General features: G+C 75.6%; 21 protein-coding genes. 15 read left to right on the forward strand and 6 right to left on the reverse strand.

Annotation, left to right across the window (positions count from 1 at the left end; genetic code table 11):
- The 9 genes from E2B92_RS31090 to E2B92_RS31130 form a co-directional block, all read left to right on the forward strand.
- A partial coding sequence (locus E2B92_RS31090; protein WP_312846034.1) for a carboxyl transferase domain-containing protein occupies nucleotides 1-284 on the forward strand: 284 nt, incomplete at its 5' end.
- Between the two features lie 79 nt (nucleotides 285-363).
- Nucleotides 364-1,071: a ScbR family autoregulator-binding transcription factor gene (locus E2B92_RS31095; RefSeq protein WP_126883846.1), complete on the forward strand. Its 708-nt coding sequence runs from the start codon at nucleotides 364-366 to the stop codon at nucleotides 1,069-1,071.
- A gap of 233 nt (nucleotides 1,072-1,304) precedes the next feature.
- Nucleotides 1,305-2,138, forward strand: a complete 834-nt coding sequence (locus E2B92_RS31100) for an AfsR/SARP family transcriptional regulator (protein WP_126883845.1) — start codon at nucleotides 1,305-1,307, stop codon at nucleotides 2,136-2,138.
- Nucleotides 2,139-2,149: 11 nt separating this feature from the next.
- On the forward strand, nucleotides 2,150-2,797 hold the full coding sequence (locus tag E2B92_RS31105; RefSeq protein WP_126883844.1) for a ScbR family autoregulator-binding transcription factor: 648 nt from the start codon (nucleotides 2,150-2,152) through the stop codon (nucleotides 2,795-2,797).
- A 177-nt stretch (nucleotides 2,798-2,974) separates the two neighbouring features.
- On the forward strand, nucleotides 2,975-3,784 hold the full coding sequence (locus E2B92_RS31110) for an acyl carrier protein (protein ID WP_126883843.1): 810 nt from the start codon (nucleotides 2,975-2,977) through the stop codon (nucleotides 3,782-3,784).
- 13 nt (nucleotides 3,785-3,797) lie between these two features.
- Entirely contained in the window at nucleotides 3,798-5,633 is a 1,836-nt protein-coding gene (locus E2B92_RS31115; RefSeq protein ID WP_126883842.1) for a beta-ketoacyl synthase N-terminal-like domain-containing protein, read from the forward strand.
- Nucleotides 5,630-6,466 (forward strand): 4'-phosphopantetheinyl transferase family protein, encoded by an 837-nt coding sequence (locus E2B92_RS31120; protein WP_126883841.1) that lies wholly within the window; start codon nucleotides 5,630-5,632, stop codon nucleotides 6,464-6,466. The genes E2B92_RS31115 and E2B92_RS31120 overlap by 4 nt, the downstream gene beginning before the upstream one ends.
- Nucleotides 6,467-6,569: 103 nt before the next feature.
- A complete protein-coding gene (locus tag E2B92_RS31125; RefSeq protein WP_312846033.1) occupies nucleotides 6,570-7,118 on the forward strand; it encodes a flavin reductase family protein in 549 nt (182 codons plus the stop codon).
- An 11-nt stretch (nucleotides 7,119-7,129) separates the two neighbouring features.
- Nucleotides 7,130-9,349 (forward strand): AAA family ATPase, encoded by a 2,220-nt coding sequence (locus tag E2B92_RS31130; protein WP_160159808.1) that lies wholly within the window; start codon nucleotides 7,130-7,132, stop codon nucleotides 9,347-9,349.
- A gap of 7 nt (nucleotides 9,350-9,356) precedes the next feature.
- Here E2B92_RS31130 and E2B92_RS31135 read toward each other — a convergent pair whose 3' ends face one another.
- Both E2B92_RS31135 and ccrA read right to left on the reverse strand, forming a co-directional pair.
- Complete coding sequence (locus E2B92_RS31135) at nucleotides 9,357-11,111, reverse strand: 3-hydroxyacyl-CoA dehydrogenase family protein (RefSeq protein ID WP_235024060.1); 1,755 nt, start codon at nucleotides 11,109-11,111, stop codon at nucleotides 9,357-9,359.
- Entirely contained in the window at nucleotides 11,108-12,460 is a 1,353-nt protein-coding gene (ccrA, locus tag E2B92_RS31140) for a crotonyl-CoA carboxylase/reductase (protein ID WP_235024061.1), read from the reverse strand. The genes E2B92_RS31135 and ccrA overlap by 4 nt, the downstream gene beginning before the upstream one ends.
- Before the next feature lie 225 nt (nucleotides 12,461-12,685).
- Between ccrA and E2B92_RS31145 the strand changes: the two genes are divergently transcribed.
- Nucleotides 12,686-13,453, forward strand: coding sequence for a thioesterase II family protein (locus tag E2B92_RS31145; RefSeq protein ID WP_126883839.1), 768 nt, complete (start codon nucleotides 12,686-12,688; stop codon nucleotides 13,451-13,453).
- Complete coding sequence (locus E2B92_RS31150) at nucleotides 13,450-14,469, forward strand: 3-oxoacyl-ACP synthase III family protein (RefSeq protein ID WP_235024062.1); 1,020 nt, start codon at nucleotides 13,450-13,452, stop codon at nucleotides 14,467-14,469. Before E2B92_RS31145 ends, E2B92_RS31150 begins: the two co-directional genes overlap by 4 nt.
- A gap of 11 nt (nucleotides 14,470-14,480) precedes the next feature.
- Here the strand turns inward: E2B92_RS31150 and E2B92_RS31155 are convergent, their stop codons facing one another.
- Nucleotides 14,481-15,494: an AfsR/SARP family transcriptional regulator gene (locus tag E2B92_RS31155; protein ID WP_235024063.1), complete on the reverse strand. Its 1,014-nt coding sequence runs from the start codon at nucleotides 15,492-15,494 to the stop codon at nucleotides 14,481-14,483.
- Entirely contained in the window at nucleotides 15,491-16,225 is a 735-nt protein-coding gene (locus E2B92_RS31160) for a thioesterase II family protein (RefSeq protein ID WP_126883838.1), read from the reverse strand. Before E2B92_RS31160 ends, E2B92_RS31155 begins: the two co-directional genes overlap by 4 nt.
- Before the next feature lie 265 nt (nucleotides 16,226-16,490).
- Between E2B92_RS31160 and E2B92_RS31165 the strand changes: the two genes are divergently transcribed.
- Genes E2B92_RS31165 through E2B92_RS31175 form a run of 3 tightly spaced genes read left to right on the forward strand, consistent with a single transcriptional unit; the run spans nucleotide 16,491 to nucleotide 19,340 of the window.
- Nucleotides 16,491-17,312 carry an AfsR/SARP family transcriptional regulator gene (locus E2B92_RS31165; protein ID WP_126883837.1) on the forward strand — a complete coding sequence of 274 codons (822 nt, stop codon included), beginning with the start codon at nucleotides 16,491-16,493 and terminating at the stop codon, nucleotides 17,310-17,312.
- A gap of 28 nt (nucleotides 17,313-17,340) precedes the next feature.
- A complete protein-coding gene (locus E2B92_RS31170) occupies nucleotides 17,341-18,102 on the forward strand; it encodes a thioesterase II family protein (protein WP_126883836.1) in 762 nt (253 codons plus the stop codon).
- The gene (locus E2B92_RS31175) at nucleotides 18,099-19,340 is read left to right on the forward strand and encodes an FAD-dependent monooxygenase (RefSeq protein WP_126883835.1); all 1,242 of its coding nucleotides are present in this window, start codon (nucleotides 18,099-18,101) and stop codon (nucleotides 19,338-19,340) included. The genes E2B92_RS31170 and E2B92_RS31175 overlap by 4 nt, the downstream gene beginning before the upstream one ends.
- Before the next feature lie 7 nt (nucleotides 19,341-19,347).
- On the opposite strand, the gene E2B92_RS31180 is transcribed toward E2B92_RS31175, so the two are convergent.
- Entirely contained in the window at nucleotides 19,348-19,806 is a 459-nt protein-coding gene (locus E2B92_RS31180; protein ID WP_126883834.1) for a nuclear transport factor 2 family protein, read from the reverse strand.
- Nucleotides 19,807-19,825: 19 nt separating this feature from the next.
- Entirely contained in the window at nucleotides 19,826-20,311 is a 486-nt protein-coding gene (locus tag E2B92_RS31185; protein WP_126883833.1) for a nuclear transport factor 2 family protein, read from the reverse strand.
- A gap of 150 nt (nucleotides 20,312-20,461) precedes the next feature.
- Between E2B92_RS31185 and E2B92_RS31190 the strand changes: the two genes are divergently transcribed.
- On the forward strand, nucleotides 20,462-22,075 hold the full coding sequence (locus tag E2B92_RS31190; protein ID WP_126883832.1) for a class I adenylate-forming enzyme family protein: 1,614 nt from the start codon (nucleotides 20,462-20,464) through the stop codon (nucleotides 22,073-22,075).
- The last annotated feature ends 1 nt before the right edge of the window (nucleotide 22,076 follow it).

The raw sequence follows: 22,076 nt of genomic DNA on the forward strand, positions 1-22,076 counted from the left end.
CCTGGCCGACCAACGAGATCGCCGTCATGGGCGCCGAGGGCGCCGCCAACGTCATCTTCCGCCGTCAGATCGCCGACGCCGAGGACCCCGAGGCCATGCGCGCCCGCATGGTCAAGGAGTACAAGGCAGAGCTGATGCACCCCTACTACGCGGCCGAACGCGGCCTCGTCGACGACGTCATCGACCCGGGTGAAACCCGGGAGGTACTCATCCGTTCCCTGGCGATGCTCCGCACGAAGCACGCCGACCTGCCGTCCCGCAAGCACGGCAACCCGCCCCAGTAACCGACGAACGACGGGGCTCGGCGGGACCGGCCCCGGACGGGGGAACGTGCAGCCGTGTCCCGCAGCCAGGAGACAATCGATGGTCAAGCAGGAGCGTGCGGCCCGCACACGTCAGTCCTTGATCCGTGCCGCCGCCGAGGTGTTCGCCCAGGAGGGTTTCGCGCCTGCTTCCCTCGCGACGATCAGCCGGCGGGCCGGGGTCAGCAACGGCGCGCTGCACTTCCACTTCGAGAACAAGAAGGCGCTCGCCCGGGCCGTGGAGGACGAGGCGGCGGCGCGGGTGCGCCGCATCACCGCGGGCGTGCTGGAGGGCGGCGGGAGCGCCCTCCAGGCGCTCGTGGACACGACGCACGAGCTGATGAACCGGCTGGCCGCCGACATCGTCGTACGGGCCGGCTTCGAGCTCGGCGGAGACCCGGCGCGCGGGGAGGAACCGCAGCTCCGGCGGGAGTGGCAGCGGTGGATCGAGGAGGCGCTGCGGCGGGCCGAGCAGGAGGGCGGCCTGGCCGAGGGGGTGTCGCCGGACGGTGCCGCGTCCACCATCCTGGCGGCGACCGTGGGCTTCGAGGTGCTCGGCGGCGAGAACGGCGAGTGGCTGACCGAGGAGAGGATCACCGGCTTCTGGGACCTGCTCCTGCCCGGGCTGGCCGGCCACTGCGCACTCCTCCCGGTCACCTCGTTCCCCACGGGCGGCCTGCTCGCGAGCGCCCTCGGCGCCGTGCCGGCCCCGGCCGCCGGCCCCGGCGACGAGGGGGACCTCGCCATGCCGGTCGCGGCAACCGACTGATCATGCTGTTTCCATGCCGTCGTCGCTGCGGCGACCCCCGCCGAACCGCCCCCGGCGCTGCCTGCGCGCAGTGATTCTTTCTGCCACTCTCTGTCGAAAGCACAGGTCAAGAGGCGGTTCAGCGGTGGCGGAGGCTCTCTGGAAAACAGCGCGAACGGTTTCATATTGACAAACCGTCCGCCCTGTTTTTTACTCGAAGTGCTCACGATTCATGCACGAACAGGGGAGACGGCGTGGATATCGAAGTACTGGGCGCGTTGGCCGTCCGTGAGAACGGGGTCTCGGTGACGCCGACGGCACCGAAGCCGCGGCAGGTCCTGGCTCTGCTGGCCCTGCACGCCGATCAGGTCGTGCCCGTGGGCATGCTGATCGAGGAGCTGTGGGGGGACCGGCCGCCGCGCAGCGCCCGGACCACGCTCCAGACCTACGTCCTGCAACTGCGCGACCTGATCGCGACGGCCCTGGAGAAGGACCCGGAGGGGACCGAGCCGCGCACCGCCAAGGACGTGCTCGTCACCACCCCGGGGGGATACCTCCTCAACACGGGCGGCGGCACCAGCGACGTCCGGGAGTTCGAGCGGATGGCCGGAACCGGCTACCGGGCCATGGACGCCGGCGACTTCCCGGGCGCCGCCCGGCAGTTGCGCGACGCCCTCGCCCTGTGGACCGGCTCCGCCCTCGCCGACGTACAGACCGGGACGCAGCTCGAGATGGAGACCCGGCGCCTGGACGAGACCCGGCTGTGCGCGCTGGACCAGCGCATCGAGGCCGACCTGCGGCTCGGCCGCCACCGCGAGCTGCTGGGCGAACTGACCATGCTGGTCAGCCGCTACCGCACCCACGAGACCCTGCACGGCCAGCTCATGCTGGCGCTGCACCGCTCCGGGCGCCGCAGCGAGGCGCTCGACGTCTACCAGCGGCTGCGCACCGCCCTGGTGCGGGAGCTGGGCCTGGAGCCCTCGGCGGGCCTGCGGCGGCTCCAGCGGTCGATCCTGATGGCCGGCCCCGAACCCGCCCTCGACCAGGTCGCCGCCGGGGGCGGCGACCGCCTGAGCAGAGTCGGCTGAGGGAGGCCGGGATGCAGGCCAGATCGCAGCGGACCCGCCAGAGACTGGTCCATGCGGGCGCGGAGATGTTCAACCGCAACGGCTACGCCAACGCCACCCTCGGCCAGATCGCGGGCGCCGCCGGGATGACGAAGGGAGCGCTGTACTTCCACTTCGCCTCCAAGGACGGACTCGCCGACGCCGTGCAGGAGCGGGGCCGCGCCCTGCTGCTCGACTTCGTCCAGCGGCACTGGGAGGCGGGCGTCCCCCCGGTGCAGGTGCTCATCGACATGACGCACTGGCTGGCCGGAACCCTCCATGACGACCCGGTCATCCGGGCCAGCTTCCGGATCACCAACGAGTGCACCGGGCGGCAGCCCCCGGTCACCGACTTCCACCAGGCGTGGATCACCGAGGTGCTGCGGCTCCTCGGCCAGGCCCGCGCGGCGGGTGAGCTGCTCGAACGCGACGCGACGGACGGCCCCGAGGCCCTTCTGTCGGCGATCGTGTGCGGGATCACGGTCCTGGCCGGCACCGGACTGCCGTACGCCGAACTCAGCCGCAGGGTGGCGGCGCTGTGGCAGCCGCTGCTGTCGGCCCTCGTACCGCCGGACGACCTGGTGCGCTACCGCACGCACCCGCCCGCCGCCGAGGAGACCTCCGGGGAACAGGCGGCCTGACCCCCGCGCGTGTACGGCGGGAGGGCTCACTCGTACGGCGGAGTCGCCCGGCAGTGGTCCCTCGCAAGGACCAGGCAGCGCCGCGAACTTCAGCACGGGCGGCGATTGTTCCCGCTCCCACGCACCTTCGATACTTCCCGCGTCGGCCCGCCGGGACGGACACCTTGGAGCCCACCCATGTCCCATGAACGTCTCACTTCCCTCAGGTCCGCGTCCGCCGCGCCGCCACCCGACCTGGTGACCGAACTCGTCGTGGTGCTCGCCGGTGTCCTGCGGCTGAAGCCCGAGAAGATCGACCCCGAGCAGACGTTCCGGTCGCTGGGGCTCGACTCGCTGCTGACCGTGGAGTTCGTGGCCACGGTGAACGCCCGGTTCGGTACGGCGGTCAGGGCCGCCGCCCTGCTCGACCACCCCACCCCGCTGGCCTTCGCCCGGTACGTGGCGGGCGAACCGGCACACCGGCGCCCAACGCCCATGACGCCGACCCCGCCCGCCGCAACCGTGCCCGCCGCGCCCGTGCCCGCCGTTCCGGCGGCCGTCGCCCCGGCCCCGGCCCCGGCGCCCGTGCCCGCGTCCGCTCCCGTGGCCCCGGTGGCGGGGGCGGCCGCGCGGGAGGTGCTCGACGTGCTGCGCGAGGAGCTCGCGCGCATCCTGTGCTGCGACCCGTGGGACATCGACACCACGGCCGCCTTCAACCTCCTGGGCGTCGACTCCATCCTCGGCGCCCAGTTCGTGGCGGTCATCAACCAGACGTACGGCATCGACGAGCGCGCCGTGACGCTCTACGACCACCCCAACCTCACCGCGATGGCCGCGCACATCGCCCTCCTCACCCAGGCCGCGCCACCCGCGCCGGCGGCGCCCGAACCGGCGCCCGCACCGGCGCCGGAACGCGCGCACCTGACCCTGGAGGCACTGCTCGACGCGGTCCGCGACGAGCGGCTGTCCGTCGACGAGGCGCTGACACTGCTGCCCCGGCGGGCGTGAACGGCACGGAGCCATGGACGAACGAGACATCCTCACCCGGTTCAAGGCCGGGACCCTGGAGCGCGGCCTGGCCGTCCAGCTCCTCGCGGAACTGGAGGCGGCGCCCCGGCGGCCCGCACCCCGATCCACTCCCGAACCGGCCGCCGCCGGTGATCCCGACGCCGCGCGCGTACCGGAGACCACCGACCGGTACGCCGTCGTCGGCATCGCGGGCCGCTATCCGCTCGCCCCGGACCTGCGCGCCTACTGGCAGAACCTGCGCGAGGGGAGGGACACCTCCTCCGACGCGCCGCTCGGCCGCCCCGGCCGGTCACCGCTCGGGGCGGGGGAGCGCGGGCACTTCCTGGACGGCGCCACCGAGTTCGACCCGGACTTCTTCGGGCTGACCGCCGAGAGCGCCGGCCTGATGGACCCCCAGGAGCGGCTGTTCCTAGAGACCGCCTGGGAGGCGCTGGAGGACGCGGGCTGCACCGGCGCCCGGCTGGACGCGCTGACCGGTCCGGGCGGTGCGCCGCGCGGCGTCGGCGTGTTCGTCGGCGTCTCGGCCGCCGACTACGCCCTGGTCGCGGCCGAGAACTGGGCGCGGGGCGGGCGGCGGATGCCGGCGAGCGGCCACTGGCGCACGGCCGGCCGCCTCTCCGCGCTGCTCGGCCTGAACGGCCCCGCGCACGCCGTCGACGCCGCCGAGGCGTCCGCCCTCGTCGCCGTGCACCTCGCCGTCGGCGCGCTGCGGCGCGGCGAGTGCGCGGCCGCCGTGGCCGGCGGCGTCGAACTGCTGCTGCACCCCTCGCGCGGCCGGCGGGGCGCGGGGGAGGGCGTGGGCGCCGTCGTGCTCAAGCCGCTCGCCCGCGCGCTCGCCGACGGCGACCACGTGCACGCCGTCGTACGGTCCACCTCGGCCGGCGCCCCCGGCGGCGCGGAGGCCGCGGGGCTGCGCGAGACGGCCGCGACGACCGCCCGCCGGGTGGGCGACGCCGGGGCGGCCACCGGACTGGCGGCCCTCACCGCCGCCGTGCTCCAGCTCCGCCACGGCACCCTCGCCCCCACGCAGGACGGCGCGCCCGCCACCCCCTGGCCGCGGCCCCGTGACGCGCGGGGACGGGAACTGCCCCGGGTGGCCACCGTCGAGGTGGCCGGCCCCGAGGGCGCACGGCTCGGGGCCCGGGCGGTGCTGGAGGAGTTCGTACCGGCCCGCCGTGCGGACGCCGGACAGGCGGACGGGCACGGCGCCGCACAGGCGGACGGGCACGGCGACGGACGGGCGGACGGGCACGGGGACGGGCCGGGCGGCGCGACCGGTGAGCTGATCCTGCTGTCCGCCCCCACCCCCGCCCACCTCGCCGCCGGCGCCGCCCGGCTGGCCGACTGGCTCGCCGCCGACAGCGCCGGGAGCGGCGACGACACCGCCACGGACGGGGACCGGGCGCCGCTCGCGGACGTGGCACGCGCGCTGCGCGCGGGCCGGGCCGCCCGGCCGTGCCGGATGGCGCTGACCGCACACGACGTGCCCCACCTGGTGGAAGTGCTGCGGGACTTCGCGGACGGCGGCGCGCACCCCGCCGACGGTGTGCGGTGCGTGGACCTGCGGGCCGGCGACGCCGATCCGCTGGGCCTGGGCGACGCGCCCGAGACCCGCGACTACCTGGCAGCGCTGTGGCGCGCCGGCCGCACCGAGCAGCTCACCCGCCTGTGGCTGTCCGGGCTCGACGTCGACTGGGCCGCGCTGGAGCACCGGCCGGGCTCCGGCGCCCCGGCGCCCCTGGTGCCGCTGCCCCCCTCGGCGTTCCTGCGCCGTCCCCTGTGGCTGGGACACCCGGACGGCACGGAGGGGACGGAGACGGCCGGATGACGAGCCCCGCAACGGTGGACCGCGTCGTCGACGGGTTCGGGCCGGACCGGCCCGAACCCGTCAAGCTGTGGTTCTGCCCCAACGACGAACTCACCCCCGGCATCGCCGCCACCCTGGCCACCCACTGGCTGGACGAGCACGAGCAGGAGATCGCGGGCCGGTTCCTCTTCGAACGCGACCGGCGCCAGTACCTCGTCGCCCACACCCTCGTGCGGCGGGTGCTGGCGCTGGAGAGCGGGGTGCCCGAGGCGGAGGCCGTGATCTGGCGCTCCTCCCGGGGGCGGCCGTTCCTCCAGAAACCGGCCGAAGGGCTGCCGCGCGGCGGCCGGGAACTGGACTTCAACCTCTCCCACGCCCACGGCCACAACCTTCTCGGGGTGGTGCGGCGCCACCGGATCGGGGTGGACGTGGAGCGGCTCGACCGGGGCGACCAGGGCTTCGACGCGATCGTCGACACCTTCGCCCCGGAGGAGCGGCAGTGGGTGGCGGACGCCGCGCCCGGCCGCCCGCAGGACCGCCGCATCCTGCGGCTGTGGACGCTGAAGGAGGCGTACTCCAAGGCGCGCGGGCTGGGGCTCGGGCTGCCCTTCGACAGCTTCTCCTTCACCCTGGCCGAGGACCGGGGCGTCCTGGGCTTCCGGCCCCCCGAGGGCGAGGCCGCCCTGCCGTGGCGGTTCGTCGAACTGGAGCCGGTGCCCGACGTGCTGGCGGCCGTCGCCGTGGTGGGCGACCGGGACGTGCACCCCGTCCTCCACCTGCACCACGGCTTCCCGTGGGACCGCGGCTCGCCCCGGCTCCTCGCGCTGCCGGAACCGGTCGCGGTGCCCGTGTAGGGGGTGGCGCTGGGGCGCATGTGGGGTTCCCCGAGGGGTGGACGGCGGCCGACGATGGTGATCACCACACGCGCAGGCCGACAGCCGACCGAGGAGCCCTTCTGTGACCGTGCCGTACACACCGCCGCGTGTCGCCGCGACCGGACCCGAGCAGTTCCGCGACGCGATGGCGCTGCTCGCGGCGCCCGTCACCGTCGTCACCACCGTGGACGGCGACGGGACGCGCCGGGGGTTCACCGCCAGCGCGGTGACCTCCGTGTCCCTCGACCCGCCCCTGGTCCTGGTGGGCGTCACCCGGGGGTCCGGCTGCCACGGGCCGCTCATCGACCGGGGCGAGTTCGTCGTCAACGTGCTCGGCGCCCACCACGGCGCGCTGGCCCGGCGCTTCGCGGCATCCGGCGCGGACCGGTTCGCGGGCGGCGAGTTCGAGACCTGGCCCGCGAGCGGCCTGCCGTACCTCCCGGACGCCTCGGTGCTGCTGAGGTGCGTGCTGGCGGACGTCGTGCCCGCGGGCGACCACGACCTGCTGCTGGGCAGCCCCGTCGAGGCGCGCACGAACGGCTCGAGCGGGGCTCTGGTCTGGTACCAGCGAAGCTTCCACGTTCCTGTGCAGACTTCCCAGCAGCGGACGGCGGCCGTCCGGGTGGCCTGACGACATGGGGGGTGCCGGTGGAGCTGGCGTGGCGGGGTGCGGAACTCGGCCTGCTGGACGAGCTGCTGACGGCTGCCCGGCGCGGTGAGGGCCGCGCGGCGCTCGTCACGGGCAGCCCCGGCACCGGCAAGAGCGCCCTGCTGCGCGGTCTCGCGGAACGGGCCGGCGCGGCGGGCGCGCTGGTGCTGGACGCGTCCGCCTCCCCGGCCGAGACGGACCTGCCCCTCGGCGTCGTGGGCCAGTTGCTCAGCGGCGCGGGCCCCGACGCGTTACCGCCCCCCTCCGCACCGCCCGACGTGCTCCACGCGGCCCTGCGCGACCACGCCGCGGGCGCGCCCGTGGTGGCCCTCGTCGACGACGCCCACCACATGGACGAGGCGTCCGCCCGGTGCCTGCTGTACGTGTGCGGACGGCTCACCGGCACCCCGGTCCTGCTCGTCCTCGCCGGCCGACCGCGGCCCCCCGCGGCCGGCCCCCTGCCGCTGGCCGAACTGCTGCGGCACCCCCGCTGCACCCCCGTACCGCTCACCGTCCTGGACGAGGACGCGGTGGTCGGCTTCCTGGCCTCGCCCGGGGGCGGCGCGCTGGACGGGGCGACGGCGCGGCGGCTCGCCCCCGACTGGCACCGCTTCACCGGCGGCAACCCGCGGCTGCTGCACGGGCTGCTGGAGGACCACCGCGCGTGCGAACCGGTGCGGCCCTCCCGCCCGGTGGCGGGCACCGCGTTCCGGCGGGCCGTCACCACCTGCCTGCACGGAGCCGGGGCGCCGGTGGCGTCGGTCGCCCGCGCCCTGGCCGTGCTCGCCGGCACGGCGACGCTCACCCTCCTCGCCCACCTGGTGGAGCTGCCCGAACGGGCCGTCGCCGCCTGCCTGGAGGAGCTGGACGCGGCCGGGCTGCTCGACGGCGGGCGGCTGCGCCACGAGGGTGTGCGGGCCGCCGTGCTGGAGGAGCTGTCGGCCGAGGAGTCGACCGGGCTGCACACCGCCGCGGCCCGGACGCTGTACGAGAACGGCGCCGAACCCGGCCCGGTCGCCCGCCACCTGGTGGCCGCCCGTGCCTCGGGCGGCCGGCCGGACGGCCCGGCGTGGGCGGTTCCGCTGCTCGCCGAGGCGGCCCGGCACGCGCTGGGCCGCGGCGGGGCACGGCAGGCCGCCGAGTTCCTGCGCACCGCCCACCGGGCGGGCGGCGAGGAGGCCGGCGGGCTGCTGCCGCTGCTGGCCCGCGCCGAGTGGGAGGCCGACCCGGCGTCCGTCGTACGCCACCTGCCGGCCCTGGAGCGGGAGCTGGCCGCCGGCCGGCCGGACGCCGAGGACGCGGCGGGGCTGCTGCTGTGGCACGGCCGGCCGGCCGGAGCGGACACGGCGGCGGCCGGGTACGTCTATCCGTGCCTGCGGGCCGGCGAGGAGCCGCACGGGCCGGGGCCCGAGGACATGGACGAGCACGCCGAGCGGGTGCTGGAGTCGGTCGTCCACGACCACGCGCCGCCGGGGTCCGTCGCCGCCGTGCTGTGCGCCCTGCTGCACGCGGGGGAGACCGGGCGGGCCGGCCGCTGGTGCGCGCTGACCGCCGGCGCGGACCAGGCGCGGGCGGCGACCCCGGCGCGGCGGGCGGTGGCGGTCGCGGCAGCCGCCGTGGTGCACGCCCGCACCGGCGCCTACGACGCCGCCGCCCGGTACGCGGGCAGGGCGCTGTCGCTGCTGTCGCCGGACGCTTGGGGAGTGGCCGTCGGCATGCCGCTGGCGGCGGCCGTGCTGGCGGCGACCCGCCGGGGCGCGTACGAGGAGGCGGCGGCGCGGCTGCGCGTCCCGGTGCCCGCCGCGATGTTCCGCACCCGGGCCGGGCTGCACTACCTGCTGGCCCGCGGCCACTACCAGCTCGCCGTCGACCGGCCGCGGGCCGCCCTCGGCGACTTCCACGCCTGCCGGGACCTGCTGGCGCGGTGGCGGCTGGAACCGCGCGGCGCGCTGGACTGGCGGACGCCCGCCGCCGGGGCGCTGCGGGCGCTGCCCGCCGGCCGGGAGGCGGACGCGGACCCGATCGCCCAACTGACCCGTGCGGAGCGGCGGGTCGCGGTGCTGGCCGCCGGCGGGAGCACCAACCGGGCCATCGCGGCCCGGCTGTACGTCACCACCAGCACGGTGGAGCAGCACCTGACGCGGATCTACCGCAAGCTGGGGGTGGCCTCCCGGACCGAGCTGGCCGCCCTGATGGCGGCCCGCCCTAGCTGACGGGCCGTCAGCGCCGGGCGTCGGCGGTGCGCAGCCCGCGCCCGTTCTTGCGGCCCAGCAGCCCGGCGGCCACCAGCTCCCGAAGGGCCGGCGCCGGTACGTACTCGGGCGTGGCGAACCGCTCGTACAGCCGCTGCTGGATGGCGAGCGAGACGTCCAGGCCGATGGTGTCCAGGAGCGCGAACGGCCCCATGGGGAAGCCGAAACCGTGCCGGACGGCGTCGTCGGTCTCCTCGATGTCCACGTCGTGCCGCTCCAGCAGGGCGAGCGCCGCGCCCAGGTAGGGGAAGAGCAGGCTGTTGACGATGAAGCCGGTGCGGTCCGGGCAGGGAACCGCCGTCTTGCCCAGCGTGCCGCAGAAGGCCCGCGCCGTGGCGAGGACGCCCGGGGCCACCGTGCCGGTGTGGACCAGCTCGATCAGCCGCATCACCGGGGCCGGGTTGAAGAAGTGCAGGCCCACCACGTCGGCCGGGCGGCCGGACGCCTCGGCGCACGCGGCGACCGAGAGGCTGGAGGTCGTCGTGGCCAGGACGGTGCCGGGGGCGCACACCTCGCCCAGCTCCGCGAACCGGGCACGCTTGACGCCGAGGTCCTCGGCGACCGCCTCGATCACCAGGTCGCAGTCCGCCGCCGCGGCGGTGTCGTGGGCGCCGGTGAGCAGGTCCAGGGCGGCCGCCTTGGCCTGGGCGGTGACCTTGCCCCGGCGTACCCCGCGGGTGAGGGAGCCGGCGATGGACTGAAGCGCCTGGTCCGCCTTGTCGGCGGAGCGCGCCACCAGGACCGTGGGGTACCCGGCCGTGGCGGTGACCTCGGCGATGCCGCGCGCCATGGCGCCGGAGCCGATCACGCCGACGCGGCGCACGGGCCGGGCCGCCGGCTCGTCCCGGTCGCCGGCCGGGCCGCCGGGCAGGAGCGCCCCGGTCTCGTCCCAGGAGTGGAACCCGTCGCCGGTCTTGCGGCCGAGGCGCCCGGTGGCGACCATCCGGCTCAGCAGCGGTGCGGGTTCGTAGGCGGTGTCACCGGTGCGCCGCCACAGCTCGGTCAGCCGGGCGTGGACCGTGTCCAGGCCCATGCGGTCGAGCGTCTCCAGCGGGCCGGCCGGCAGTCCGCAGCCCAGCCGCATGGCGGTGTCGATGGCGTGCTTCGTGGCGTAGCCCTCGTCGAGGAGGACGACGGCGCGGTTGAGGAAGGCGAGGACCAGGGCGGTCGCGTCGGCCGCCGGGCGGGCGCCGACCGTGACCGGGGTGAGCCCGGCGCCCGTCACCAGGGCGTCCAGGGCGGCGGCCGTCTCCGCCGAGGTCAGCGCGGTGCGCACCGGCTCGGCGGGGCCGCCGGGGGCGGGCGGGGTGAACAGGCGCAGTCCCGCGACGTCCGCCGGGCGGCCGGTGGCGACGGCCAGCCTGGCGACGGACAGGGCGGCCGTGGTGGTGACGACGGGGGTGCCGGGCGCGCAGACGGAGGTGATGGCCCGCAGGACGTCCGCCTTGACGGCCGGGTCGTCGGGGACGGCCTCGACGACCAGGCCGGCCCCGGCCAGGGCCTGGTGGTCGGCCGTGAAGGTGACGTCGTCCGCGGAGCGGGTGGCGCCCGCCGCGGCGGTGGTGGCCTTGAGCCGGCCGGCCACGCGGGCGAGGACGTCCAGGTCCGTGTCGACGGCGACGACGGTGTGACCCGCGCCGTGCAGCAGGTGCAGCAGCGCCTCGCCGATCGACCCGAGGCCGACGACGGCCGTCACCGGTGCGGTGTTCTGTCGCTTGGTCATGAGGTCTGCGCCGCCCTTTCCCGGAAGCGGTTGATGGCGTGGAGGTGCTTGTCGCGCATCTCCTGGTCCTTCACGCCCAGGCCCTCCTCGGGGGCCAGGGCGAGGACTCCGACCTTGCCCTGGTGGAGGTTGCGGTGGACGTCGTACGCGGCCTGGCCGGTGTCCTCCAGCGAGTACACCTTGGACAGGGTGGGGTGGATCCTGCCCTTGGCGATCAGGCGGTTGGCCTCCCAGGCCTCGCGGTAGTTGGCGAAGTGGGAGCCGATGATGCGCTTGAGCGACATCCACAGGTAGCGGTTGTCGTACTCGTGCATGAAGCCCGAGGTGGAGGCGCAGGTGGTGATGGTGCCGCCCTTGCGGGTGACGAACACGCTCGCGCCGAAGGTCTCCCGGCCGGGGTGCTCGAAGACGATGTCGACGTCCTCGCCGCCGGTCAGTTCGCGGATGCGCTTGCCGAAGCGCTTCCACTCCTTGGGGTCCTGGGTGCGCTCGTCCTTCCAGAACCGGTAGCCCTCGGCGCTGCGGTCGATGATCGCCTCGGCGCCCATCGAGCGGCAGATGTCCGCCTTCTGGGGGGAGGAGACGACGCAGATGGGGGTGGCGCCGCCGGCGAGCGCCAACTGGGTCGCGTAGGAGCCGAGGCCGCCGGAGGCGCCCCAGATCAGGACGTTGTCGCCCTGCTTCATGCCGGCGCCGTTGCGGGAGACGAGCTGGCGGTAGGCGGTGGAGTTCACCAGGCCCGGTGCCGCGGCCTCCTCCCAGCTCAGGTGCTCCGGCTTCGGCATGAGCTGGTTGGACTTGACCAGGGCGATCTCCGCCAGGCCGCCGAAGTTGGTCTCGAAGCCCCAGATCCGCTGCTCGGGGTCGAGCATCGTGTCGCCGTGGCCGTCCGCCGACTCCAGTTCCACCGACAGGCAGTGGGCGACCACCCGGTCACCGGGCTTCCAGCGGTTGACGCCCGGGCCGGTGCGCAGCACCACACCCGCGAGGTCGGAGCCAAGGACGTGGTACGGCTGGTCGTGTCGCGCGGCGGCGGCCGAACGCCTGGCGTACCGCTCCAGGAAGCCGAACGTCGACAGCGGCTCGAAGATGGAGCTCCACACCGTGTTGTAGTTCACCGAGCTGGCCATGACGGCGACGAGGGCCTCGCCGGCCGACGGCAGCGGCAGCGGCACGTCCTGGAGGTGCAGCGACTTGCGGGGGTCCTTGTCGGCGGAGTCCATGCCGTCGAACATGCCGGTGTCCTCCTTGCGGACAACGGCACCGCGGTAGCTCTCCGGGAGGCGGAGGGCCGCGAAGTCCTGCGGCGTCGCGTCCTCGGAGAGAAGGGCACTGATGATCTCGTCCACGTGAATTCCCTGATTCTCTTGAGAGCCGAGGAGAGCGAAGCGGGCCACTGCGTACCAGGGTCGGACAGCGCCCGGCGGTGCGGCACCCCTGCCCGGCCCCTCAACGCGGGGGCCGCCGCACAGGGGTCCCCGGGGGGTGAATGAGGGGTGGGACAGGGGAGGCCGGGGGGTGCCGCCCGCACGCATCCTGGACCGAGGCTCCACTCGCATCGGCTAGGAGAACTCATGACGGGAATCCCCGGCGACAGCCCCTGGTTCAGGAACTACCGCCCCGCTCCCGACGCGCCCGTACGCCTGGTGTGCCTGCCGCACGCCGGTGGCTCGGCCAGCTTCTACTTCCCCGTGGCACGGGAACTGTCGCCCCGCGTCGAGGTGCTGGCCGTCCAGTACCCCGGCCGCCAGGACCGGCGCACCGAGCCGGCCGTCACGGACCTGGAGGCGCTGGCCGACCGGATCGCCGCGGCGCTCGGGCCGTGGACCGACCGGCCCTACGCCCTGTTCGGGCACAGCATGGGCGCCGTCCTCGGCTTCGAGGTGGCCCGCCGCATGGAGGCCGCGGGCAGCGGCCCCACCGAGCTGTTCGTCTCCGGCCGCCGCGCCCCCGGTGTGGACCGCGCCGACGAGTGGCACCCGGAGACCGACGAGGAGGTCGTCGCCGAGATCCGCAAGCTCGACGGGACCGGGGACGCGCTCCTCGACGACGAGGAGACGCTGCGCATGATCCTGCCGGCGCTGCGCGCCGACTACCGCGCGGTGCGCGGCTACCGCTACCGGCCCGGCCCGCCGCTGGACTGCCCCGTCACCGCGCTGACCGGCGACCGCGACCCGCGCGCCCTGGTCGAGGAGGTGCGGGCCTGGGAGCACCACACCCGCTCCGGCTTCGGCCTGCGCGTCCTGCCCGGCGGCCACTTCTACCTCGTCGACCAGCAGGCGGAGGTGCTCCGCACGGTCGAGGACCGGCTGGCGAGGACCCCCGTGGCGGCGTCACTGTGACCGTGTACGCGCCGGCCGCCGGCGGCACCGGCATCCTGGGCACCGGGTCGTACCTGCCCGAGCAGGTCGTCTCCAACGAGACGGTCGCCGCCCGGGCCGGGGTGAGTGCCGAGTGGATCGAGCGCAAGACCGGCATCCGCGAGCGGCGTTACGCGGCCGGCCACGAGGCCGCGTCGGACCTGGCCACCGAGGCCGCCGTGCGCGCCCTGGCCGACGCCGGGGCGGAACCGGACGACCTCGCGTGGATCGTCGTGGCGACCTCCACCCCCGACCATCCGCAACCCGCCACCGCCGCGTTCGTGCAGCACCGCATCGGTGCGCGCCGTGCGGCGGCCTTCGACGTGAACGCGGTGTGCGCGGGGTTCGTCGCCGCGCTGCACACCGGCGCCCAGTTGCTGGCCGCACCGGACACGGGCGACCGGCGGCGCCTGGCGCTCGTCATCGGTACGGAGGTGTACTCGCGCATCATCGACCCCTCGGACCGCAGGACCGCCCCGCTGTTCGGCGACGGGGCGGGCGCCGTGGTGCTCGGACCGGTGCCCGAGGGGCGCGGGTTCGTGGGGACCGGGATGCGTACCGACGGCCACCTGCACGGGCTGATCGGGGTCACGGCCGGCGGCAGCAGGCAGCCCGCCTCGGAGAAGTCCGTCGCCCGTGGCGACCACTTCTTCCGGATGCAGGGCCGTGACGTCCGTGACTTCGTGGAGCGGGAACTGCCCGCCGCGGTCGCGGGCACCCTCGACGCGTTCGGTGTGAGTGCCGGGGAGGTCGACCACTTCGTCCCGCACCAGGCCAACGGCGAGATGCTGCGGAGCGTGGCGGTACGCCTCGGCCTGGACGCGGCGCGTACGCACCTGCCGGTGGACCGGCACGGCAACACCGGCGCCGCGTCGATCCCGCTGGCCCTGGACCACGCCCGCCGGGGCGGGGAGCCCCGTGACGGCGACCTGGTGCTGCTGGCCGGGTTCGGCGGCGGCATGACGCTCGGCACCACCCTGCTGCGCTGGGGCCGCTGAGCCCCGGCCGGCTACGTACCGCCCGGCAGGCGGGCGATCATGGCGTCGAAGCGCCGTACCAGGGCCTCCTGTTCCAGGCCCAGTTCGTCGATGCGCCGCCGCAGCCGGGCGATCTCCCCGCCCAGGGCGAGGGCCTCCGTCAGGGCGACCGCCCGCGCCGGGGCGTGGGAGTGCGGGGCCGGGGCGGACAGATGGGGGGCGTGGTTGAGGATGGCCTCCATCCGGCCGCGCAGCGCCGGTCCCGGCTCGATGCCGAGCGCGTCCATCAGGCGGCGGCGCGCCCGCTCGTACACGCCGAGGGCCTCGGCCTGCCGCCCGCCGCGGTACAGGGCCAGCATCAGCAGGTCGTAGAACCGCTCCCGCAGGGGGTGATCGGCCGTCAGCTTCTCCAGCTCGCCGGTGATCTCGCCGTGCTGGGCGCAGCGCAGGCTCGCCTCGTACAGGGTCTCCAGGGTGGTGAGGCGGTTCTCCTCGAGCCGGTCGGCCTCCGTGGTGCAGATCGGTCCCTTCCCGCTGTCCTGGAGCGCGGGGCCGCGCCACAGCGACAGGGCGCGGCGCAGCAGTTCGGCCGCGTAGCCGGGGTCGGAGGCGAGCGCCGCGCGGCCCTTGGCGGACAGCCGGTGGAAGCGCTGGACGTCGGTGGTGGCCGGGCCGAGGGTCAGCAGGTAGCCGGCCGGCAGGGTGCTGATCCACTCGTGGCCGCCGCCGGGCGCGGGCAGCAGCCGCCGCAGCCGGGCCACATGGGCCTGGAGGGCGTTGGCGGCGTTCGACGGCGGACGGTCGCCCCACAGCTCCTCGGTGAGCCGGTCGACCGACAGGAGCTGGCCGGCGTGGATGACGAAGGCGGAGAGCAGCGCGCGCTGCTTGGAACCGGGCGGGACGATGTCCCGGCCGGTCAGCCCGTCGCGTATCTCCACCGGCCCCAGCAGCCGGAACTCCGTCCCGGCCGTCCCCTCGGACGTCCCCTCGGTCCGCTCCCCGTCCCGGCCGCCGGCGGGGGCCCGGCCGAGGTCCAGTACGGTCACCGCGGCACCGCGCGGGCCCCGGCGAGCGCCAGGGCGCGCCGGACGTCGGCGGTGATCCGTCCGGTCAGCTCGGTGGGGTCGGGCTGGAAGTAGAAGTGGCCGCCCTCGAACAGGTGCAGCCCGAGGAAGTGCTCGGCCCGCTGCGCCCACCCGGCCAGGCGCGCGGGCGGGGCCACCGCGTCCCGGGTGCCGCCGAACACCGACAGCGGCACGGGCAGCGGCGCCGGGTCGGGCGTGGGACGCCAGGTCTCCACCAGCCGCAGGTCACCGCGGATCGCGGGCGCGAAGATCTCCCACAGTTCGGGCTCCTCCAGGACGGCGGCGGGCGTGCCGCCCATCGCGGCCAGCTCCCGGCGCAGCGCGTCGTCGGGGAGCAGGTGCCGCGTGGTGCCCTCGCCGTCCGGGCGCGGCACCCCGCGCGCCGACAGCCCCAGCCACACGGGCGGGGTGCGGCCCTCGGCGAGGACGCGGCGGGTCAGCTCGTAGGCGACCAGCCCGCCCATGCTGTGGCCGAACAGGGCGTAGGGCCCGTCGAGGTCCGCGTCCAGCTCGGTGAGGAAGTGCTCCACCAGTTGGCCGGCGTCCTCGATGGGGCGCCGGTCCGCCCTCAGCCCCCGCCCCGGGGCGTCCACCGGCCGCACGTCCCACTCGGCCGGGAAGCGACCGGGCCAGTCGCGGTACGGCAGGTGGGAACCACCGGCGTGGTGGAACACGAACAGGCGCAGTTCCATACTGACTCCGTCGACGGTCTCCGTTCGGGACCACGGACGATAGCCGCCGGCCGCCGCTCCCGGTCACCCGTGCGAGCCCGGTTCGAGCAGGCGTGCGCACCTTCTCGAGCGCGGCGGCCCCGGGCGCCGCCGCCCGCCCCGGCCCTTGGAAGGCTGGTCGAGCGCGGGTCGAGGTCTCGGGGCGGGTGGGGGGATCGGGGCTAGCGTGCTCGGCGCCGACGGCTTCGAGATCGAGGGAACTCGACCGGGCAACGGGGAGGAAACCGTGGAGATTCAGGTTCTGGGTCCACTGAACGCCGACGTCAACGGGGGATCGATCGTTCCGACCGCGGGCAAACCGCGCCAGATCCTGGCGCTGCTCGCCTTCTACCCGGGCCGGGTCATGCCGGTTCCCACCCTCATGGAGGAGATCTGGGGCACCGAGCTGCCCCAGAGCGCCATGACGACCCTCCAGACCTACATACTCCAGTTGCGCCGGCGGCTCGGCACCGCGATGGGCCCGGACGCCCCGGGCACCGCCAAGGAGGTGCTGGCGACCCGGCACGGCGGCTACCTGCTCCAGATCCCGCCGGAGTGCGTGGACGTGCACCGCTACGAGCAGTTGGTCTCCGCCGGGCAGGGCGCCTTCGAGGAGGGCGAGGACGAGCGGGCGGCGGGCCTGCTGCGGGACGCGCTGGCGATGTGGCAGGGGCCCGCCCTGGTCGACGTGCGCGTCGGGCCGATCCTGGAGATCGAGGTGATGCGGCTGGAGGAGAGCCGCCTGGTCACCGTGGAGCGGCGGATCGACGCCGACCTGCGGCTGGGCCGGCACAGCGAACTCCTCGCCGAGCTGACCGACCTGATCGCCCGTCACCCCCAGCACGAGGGGCTGCACTCGCAGGCGATGGTGGCGCTGTACCGCTCCGGGCGGCAGGCCACGGCGCTGGACGTGTACCGCAGGCTGCGCACCCGGCTGGTCGAGGACCTGGGCGTGGAGCCCTCGCCGCAGCTCCAGCGGCTGCACCAGGCGATGCTCGCCGTCGACCCGGCGCTGGACGTGGTGTGCGGGCCGCGCCGCGGCTCCACCTTCGACCTGTACGCGGCGTAGCCGCGAACCCATCGGGAAGGGACGGCAGATGTCCGACGCACAGTTGGTCCGACTCCACTGCTTCGCGCACGCCGGGGCCGGCGTCTCGTCCTTCTACGGCTGGCCCGCGCACCTGGGGCACGGCGTGGAGACGGTGCCGCACCTGCTGCCGGGGCGCGAGGGCCGGCGCCGTGAGCCCCGCATCACCGGGCGCGAGGCGCTGCTGGCGGACCTGATGGGCACGTTCACGGCCGAGGCGCCGTCCGGGCCGTACGTGCTGTACGGGCACAGCCTGGGCGCGATGGTCGCCTACACCGTGACCCGCGCCCTGCACGAGGCGGGCCTGCCGGGGCCGGCGCTGCTGGCCCTCGGGGCCTGCCCGCCGCCCGACGCCGGGTCGGACCTGTCGGACGCCTGGGGCGCCTCCGACGAGCAGTTGCTGGGGCTGCTCGACGGGGTCGGCGCGGTCCCGGAGGGCGCGGCGCCCGGCGGGTTCTGGTACCGGGCCGTGATGCCGGTGCTCCGCGACGACCTGGCCCTCGCCCATGACCTGCGGGTCGCCGCCCGGCGGCCGGTGGCGGCCGGGCCGCTGTCCGTGCCCCTGCTGGTGGTCTCCGGCGCCGGTGATCCGCTGGCCCGGCCGGAGGTGATGGACGGCTGGCGGCGCTGGAGCACCGGCCCGGTGGTGACGCGGACCGTGCCCGGGGACCACTTCTTCGTGCGCGGCCACGAGCTGCCCCGGCTGATGGGGCGCGCCTGCCGCGTCGTCGGGCGCACCGTGCCCGGGCCGGTGCGGGCGGGTGCGCGGTGAACACCGACGTGTGCGTGGTGGGCGCCGGGCCCGCCGGGCTCGCCCTGTCGCTGATGCTGCTGCGCTCGGGCGTCCGCGTCACCCTGCTGGAACGCTCCAGCGGGCTGCGCCGGAACTTCCACGGCGAGATCCTCCAGCCGGGCGGGCAGCGCGTCCTGGACGACCTGGGCGTACTGGCCGGTGCCCGCGCCCGCGGCGGGTGCGACCTGGCGGGCTTCCAGGTGCTCCAGGACGACCGGCTGCTGCTCGACATCGACTACGGGCGGCTCGCCGCCCCGTACGACCACCTGCTCGCCCTGCCCCAGCGGCACCTGCTGGCCGAACTCCTCGACGCCTGCGGGCGGTTGCCCGGCTTCACCCTGCTGGAGGGGCACCGGATCGGGGCGCTGCTGCGCGACGGCGGCCGCGTCACCGGGGCGGTGGCCACCGGCCGGGACGGTACGAGCGTGACCGTGCCCGCCCGGGTCGTGGTGGGGGCCGACGGCCGCTTCTCGCGCACCCGGCGGCTCGCCGGCATCGACGCGGGGCGGTCGGAGGCGTTCGACCAGGACGTGGTGTGGTTCTCGCTGCCCGCCGCCGGGCGGGCCACCGGGTACGTACGGGTCCACCGCACCGCGCGCGGCGCGCTGCTGGTGCACGACACCCACCCGGACCGGCTGCGGATCGGCTGGACGCTGCCGCACCGCACCTGGAACGCGGCGGCGGCCCGGGGCATCGACGCGATCCGCCGCGAACTGGCCGCCGAACTGCCCCGGTTCGCCGACCTCGTCCACGACGGGCTGCGCGGCCTCGCCGACCTGAAGCTGCTGGACGTGTTCGCGGCGCAGGCGGGCCAGTGGGTGCGCGACGGGCTCGTCCTCGTCGGCGACAGTGCCCACACCCACGGCCCGATCGGCGCCCAGGGCATCAACCTCGCCCTCCAGGACGCGGCCGCCGCCCACCCCGTGCTGGTCGACGCCGTGCGCACCGGCGACGCCGGCCGGGAGCGGCTGCTGCCCTACGAGCGGCGCCGCCGCCCCGTCGCGGCCGCCGTGCACCGCATGCAGCGGATGCAGGCCAAGGCCCTGCTGGGGCGCGGCGGACCGGTCGCCACCCGGCTCCGCTCCCGCGCCGCCGCCCTGGTCACCCGCACCCCGATCGGTGCGCGGATCACCCGCACGGTCGCGTACGGCACCGATCCCGTCTCCGTGCGCACCGACCTGTTCACCGCCGGCGTGCCGGCCGGCCAGCGCGACTGACGTACCGTCAGAACGTCATGTGGTCGGGCGTGATCCGGCGCTCCCGGGTGCGCAGCTCGCCCTCCTCCCACACCAGCACGTCCTCCACCACGCTGCTCGGCGCGACGTCCGCGGCCGGGTCCCAGGGGCGGCTGGTCGTCACCAGCGCGTAGTAGCTGGTGCGCAGGGTGCCCTCCGGTCCCGGCTCCACCTGCAGCATGGAGTGCCAGTGGCGGCGGCGCACCGGCTCGGTGCCGAAGCGGCGGGCGTGGGCCTCGCGCAGCGCCGCCGCGATGGCGTCCCGGCCGAGCACCTCGGGGACGTCGGGCGGCGCCGCGTACACCCCGTCGGCGGTGAACGTCGTGGCGAACTCCTCCAGCCGCAGCGCGTCGAGCAGCCGCACCTGCCGGGCGTAGAACTGCTGGGCCTCCACGTACAGGCCGGTCAGGCCGGTGCCGAGCCGGGGCTCGGTCGCGTACGTCGTCATGGTCTTCTCCTCCGGTTCGTCAGGTGAGGTCGTCGCGGGTCACGACCCGGTGGCGGGTGCGCCACTTGCCGCGTGCGCGGACCAGGACGTCCTCGATCACGTACACCCGGTGCGGCCTCGGCCCGCCTCCGGGCGGCGTCGCGTACACCAGCGCGTAGGCGCGGGTGCGCAGCGTCCCGTTGGGGTGCGGTGTGACGTCCAGCATCCCGATCCAGTGCCGCAGCCGCTCGCCGGTGCGCGCCTGCTGCGCCCCCGCGCGGCGGACGTACGCGGCCAGCCCGGCGCGCCCGCGCACCGGCTCCGGCAGTGCCGGTACGTCGAAGACGGCGTCCTCGGTGAACGTCCCCGCCCAGCGCTCCGCCTCGTGCGCGTCGAAGCGCTGCATCTGGTGCGCGTAGAACTGCTGGACCTGTGCGTACAGGGCGCCGAAGTCCGCGTCCTCGGCGGGCCCCCGCGCGGGCGCCCGGGGGATGGATCTCGCTCGGCCGAGCGACGTGGTGGTCATGGGACCGGCCCTCCGTTCCATCGGGTACGGACAGCCTCCACATCGCGGATCGAGCGCTCTTCGAAGATTCCTCAAGCGCTCCGGCCGACGGTGTAAGCCGCCGAGCGGTGAACGCAGCCGCGCACCGACCAGCCGGAGGAGAACGAGCCTGTGCCGAACTTCACGTATCCGGACTTCCCGCTGGACGGCCTGCTGCGCACGGCGGCCGTGCGCGACCCCGACGGCACCGCCGTGCGCAGCGGCGACACGGCGCTCACCTTCGGGGAGCTGGACACCCTGGCCGACCGGGTCGCCGCCTGGGTGCGGCGGGAGACCGGGGGCCGGCCCGGCGCCCGCGTCGGTGTGGCCAACGTGCTGGACCCAGTGTTCGCCGCCACCTACTACGGCACCGTCCGCGGCGGGGCCACCGTGGTCCTCGTCAACCCGCTGATCAGGGAAGAGGGCATCCGGCACGTGTTCGCCGCCGCCGAGGTGGAGGTGGCGTTCGTGCCGACCGCCACGGCCGAGGTGCTGACCAAGCTGAGCGGCGCACTGCCCCGGCTGCGCACCGTCGTGGTGACCGACGCGCCGGACGGCGTGGTCCCCGGCGACGCCGTACCGCTGCACACGGCGCTCGCGTCGGCGCCCGCCGCGCCGGAGCCGGGCCGCACCGACCCGGGCGCGATCGCCTGCGTGCAGTTCACCACCGGCACCACCGGCCGCCCCAAGGGCGTCCTGCTCACCCACCGCAACCTGGTCGCCAACGCCAAGCAGACCGCGCTCGCGCACCGCCTGGACTGCGCCTCGGTCACCCTCAACCACCTGCCGCTCTACCACGTGATGCACCTCAACTCGGCGGTGTACGCGGGGGCCTGCCAGGTGCTGTGCACCGACCCCGACCCGCTCGCCTCGCTCGCGGCGGCCGCCGGGGCCGGGGCCACCCACTACTACGGACTGCCCGCCCGGCTGCACCGCCTCGCCGCCGACGGACGGCTGGCCGGGGCCGGCCCCGCACCGGGCGGCCCCGGGCTGACGGCCGTGCTCTCCGGCGGCTCCGGACTGCGGCCCGAGGCGGCGCGCGACCTGCGTGACCGGCTCGGTGTGCCCGTCATCCAGGGCTACGGCATGGCCGAGCTGTCCCCGCTCACCCACTGCCAGCGGCCCGACGCCTACCGGCCGGGCAAGGTCGGCCAGGTGGTCCCCGGGACCGAGTGCCGCCTGGTCGACGTGGACACCCGCGAGCCGGTGGAGGTCTGGGCGACCGGAGAGGTGCAGGTGCGCGGGCCGCAGCTCATGGCCGGCTACCTCGGCGAGCAGGCGCCGTCCCGGATCGACGAGGACGGCTGGTTCTCCACCGGGGACGTCGGCTACCTCGACGACGACGGAGCGCTGCGGCTGGTGGACCGGCTCGCCGACATCTTCAAGTACGACAACGAGATCGTCTCGCCCAGCCAGATCGAGCAGGTCCTCGGCCAGGACCCGCGCGTCGCGGACTGCATCGTCGCCGACTGGCCCGACGAGGTGCACGGCGGACTCGTCTGGGCCGGGATCGTCCTCGCCGACGACCCGGACCCCGGCCCCTACCCCGGCTACGGGCAGGGCACCGTCGAGGGGATCGACGTGCTCGACGTCCTGGACTCGATCACCGCACGGGCCAACGAGCGGCTCGCCACCTTCGAACGCATCCGCATGGCCGAGGCGATCGACGCCGTGCCCCGCACCCCCACCGGCAAGCCCGAACGGCGCGGCCTGCGCGAGAAGCTCCGCGCCCGCGCCGCCGCATGAC

It is taken from the genome of Streptomyces sp. WAC05374, from assembly GCF_004353505.1.
Taxonomy (GTDB): Bacteria; Actinomycetota; Actinomycetes; order Streptomycetales; family Streptomycetaceae; genus Streptomyces.

Excerpts from the sequence above, each read along its gene's own strand:
- E2B92_RS31105 (WP_126883844.1), top strand. The coding sequence starts at position 2,150 with ATGCAGGCCAGATCGCAGCGGACCCGCCAGAGACTGGTCCATGCGGGC.
- E2B92_RS31110 (WP_126883843.1), top strand. The coding sequence starts at position 2,975 with ATGTCCCATGAACGTCTCACTTCCCTCAGGTCCGCGTCCGCCGCGCCG.
- E2B92_RS31160 (WP_126883838.1), bottom strand. The coding sequence starts at position 16,225 with ATGGAACTGCGCCTGTTCGTGTTCCACCACGCCGGTGGTTCCCACCTG.
- E2B92_RS31180 (WP_126883834.1), bottom strand. The coding sequence starts at position 19,806 with ATGACGACGTACGCGACCGAGCCCCGGCTCGGCACCGGCCTGACCGGC.
- E2B92_RS31120 (WP_126883841.1), top strand. The coding sequence starts at position 5,630 with ATGACGAGCCCCGCAACGGTGGACCGCGTCGTCGACGGGTTCGGGCCG.
- E2B92_RS31135 (WP_235024060.1), bottom strand. The coding sequence starts at position 11,111 with ATGACCAAGCGACAGAACACCGCACCGGTGACGGCCGTCGTCGGCCTC.
- E2B92_RS31095 (WP_126883846.1), top strand. The coding sequence starts at position 364 with ATGGTCAAGCAGGAGCGTGCGGCCCGCACACGTCAGTCCTTGATCCGT.
- E2B92_RS31185 (WP_126883833.1), bottom strand. The coding sequence starts at position 20,311 with ATGACCACCACGTCGCTCGGCCGAGCGAGATCCATCCCCCGGGCGCCC.
- E2B92_RS31145 (WP_126883839.1), top strand. The coding sequence starts at position 12,686 with ATGACGGGAATCCCCGGCGACAGCCCCTGGTTCAGGAACTACCGCCCC.
- E2B92_RS31170 (WP_126883836.1), top strand. The coding sequence starts at position 17,341 with ATGTCCGACGCACAGTTGGTCCGACTCCACTGCTTCGCGCACGCCGGG.
- E2B92_RS31115 (WP_126883842.1), top strand. The coding sequence starts at position 3,798 with ATGGACGAACGAGACATCCTCACCCGGTTCAAGGCCGGGACCCTGGAG.